This is a genomic window from bacterium (genome assembly GCA_030247525.1).
Taxonomy (GTDB): domain Bacteria; phylum Electryoneota; class JAOADG01; order JAOADG01; family JAOADG01; genus JAOTSC01.
The window spans coordinates 1-2039 of the sequence record JAOTSC010000285.1; the positions used below are offsets into that span (position 1 = coordinate 1).

Here is a 2039-nt window from a genome sequence, read left to right on the forward strand (position 1 = left end):
CACTGGAGAAAGCGAATGTCAACGGCCGCGCGATGGCGCCAGGCCCTCCGCTCGGTTGCAGCGGCGCACGTATTCTAACGACACTGGTACATGAGATGTGCCGCCGTGATGTCCGCTACGGTGTTGCCACATTGTGTGTCGGCGTAGGACAAGGCGTCGCAACCATCATTGAAAAAGTGTAACAAATGTCCACCCGCGCCTGGATCCTCACTATTTGTACTGTAATCGTCTGGGGAATCACCCCGATTATCGAACGTAAAGTGATGCCCGGTTCCGATACGCTGGTCGTATTGACCTATCGGAACTGGGTGTCAGCGCTCGTACTGATCGCGATTTTGTTGGCGATGGGAAAAGCGCCCGCGTTGAAATTACTGACGGGAACCCAACTGGTAGGATTCGCGGCTTCGGCGTTGCTCGGCGGCACCCTCGGTCTCTTTCTCTTCTTTAACACCCTGAAAATTGCTCCGGCATCGAAAGTAGTTCCGCTCACAGCCAGCTTTCCGATGGTAACCTATATGCTTTCGGTGTGGCTGCTCGGCGAGCCGTTTACGCTGAAGGGACTCCTCGGCGTCGGCTTCATCATCCTCGGCGCGATTCTCTTGAGCTAAATTTTTTATCCTGTGTATATTTAAGTACTTACTGGTAGAAGTTCGAATTTTTCGTTTTGTAATTTGTATTTGGATGTTTTCTATCTAATTTATCCACATCGACAAACAAAAAAGAGAGCGTTATGAAAACAGCGGTTCGCATTCTCCTGTACACCGTTGCAGGAATCATCGTCTTGGTTACAGGCGTCTTAGGATATGTCCGGTTCGGTTTACCGAATGTCGGCGATGCGCCTAACTGGACGGCGAAAAGTTCGCCGGAAATTCTCGAACGTGGCGAATATCTAACCCACCATGTTGTCGGTTGCATCGATTGCCATTCTGAACGGGATTGGACGAAATTCTCCGGTCCGGTAATCGATGGCACTTGGGGAAAAGGCGGTGAGGTTTTCGATGCGAAGTATGGATTACCGGGGAGCTTCACCGCCAAAAATATTACTCCGTATCATCTACGGAGCTGGAGCGATGGTGAACTGTTCCGGACGATAACCAGTGGTGTATCGAAAGATGGCAGTCCGTTGTTCCCGATTATGCCCTATGACAACTTCAATCATTTAGATCCGGAAGATGTTAATGCTATTATTGCCTATGTTCGCACCTTACCAGCGATTGCCAACGATCCGCCGCCGTCGCAAGTGAAGTTTCCGATGAGTCTGATAGAACGATTGATTCCGATGAAGTACAATTCTCCGACCCGTCCGCCGGAGACAGACCGGGTGAGCTATGGTAAGTATCTTGCTACGGTTTCTTCTTGTGTGTTTTGCCATACCCCCATCGTAAAAGGTAAACCGAATGAACTCATGAAGTTTGGCGGGGGGATGGAGTTTCAGATGCCGAAAGGGGGAACGGTACGGGCAGCGAACATCTCACCGGACAACCTATCGGGAATCGGACTCTGGACCGAAGAACAGTTTCTGGCAAAATTCAAGCAATACCAGCACCGCGACTCGTTGGCAACCGTATTGCCCGGTGAATTCAACTCCATCATGCCGTGGAACGTATATGCCGGCATGAAAGAGGAAGACATCCGCGCCATTTGGAGTTACCTGCGGACAGTTCCGGCTGTGAATCACAAAGTCGAGAAGTTTACTCCCTAACCGGAATTTGTTAGAAATCGTAAAACATTGTACCATTGTCCTTTCAATTGAGGAAACACCATGTCAGAATTGTCGATCAAAACAATCTATTCGCATTGGATCAACGGCGCCGCAGTCGAGTGGAACGGCGAGACCATTCCGGTACACAATCCAGCAACCGGGGAATCGATTTCAACTGTTGCTCGCGGCACGGCACGCGATGTCGATGCTGCCGTGAAATCCGCTCGGTTGGCATTCGAGAATCCAAAATGGACGCGGCTTACCGGCGTTCAACGGGGTAAGCTGTTGCTTAAGTTTGCCCGGTTGATTGAAGAGAATTTGAAGCCGCTTTCTGTAC

The 2039-nt window shown here is 50.4% G+C and carries 4 protein-coding genes; all 4 read left to right on the top strand.

The genetic code is table 11. The features are described 5' to 3' along the window. The coding region (locus tag OEM52_15015) for a 3-oxoadipyl-CoA thiolase (GenBank protein ID MDK9701444.1) at positions 1 to 182 on the top strand (182 nt) is incomplete at its 5' end. Between the two features lie 3 nt (positions 183 to 185). Then, positions 186 to 608, top strand: coding sequence for a DMT family transporter (locus OEM52_15020; protein MDK9701445.1), 423 nt, complete (start codon positions 186 to 188; stop codon positions 606 to 608). A 122-nt stretch (positions 609 to 730) separates the two neighbouring features. Next, on the top strand, positions 731 to 1702 hold the full coding sequence (locus OEM52_15025; protein MDK9701446.1) for a cytochrome c: 972 nt from the start codon (positions 731 to 733) through the stop codon (positions 1700 to 1702). A gap of 60 nt (positions 1703 to 1762) precedes the next feature. Beyond that, positions 1763 to 2039, top strand: a 277-nt coding sequence (locus OEM52_15030) for an aldehyde dehydrogenase family protein (protein MDK9701447.1), incomplete at its 3' end; no start/stop codon positions are given.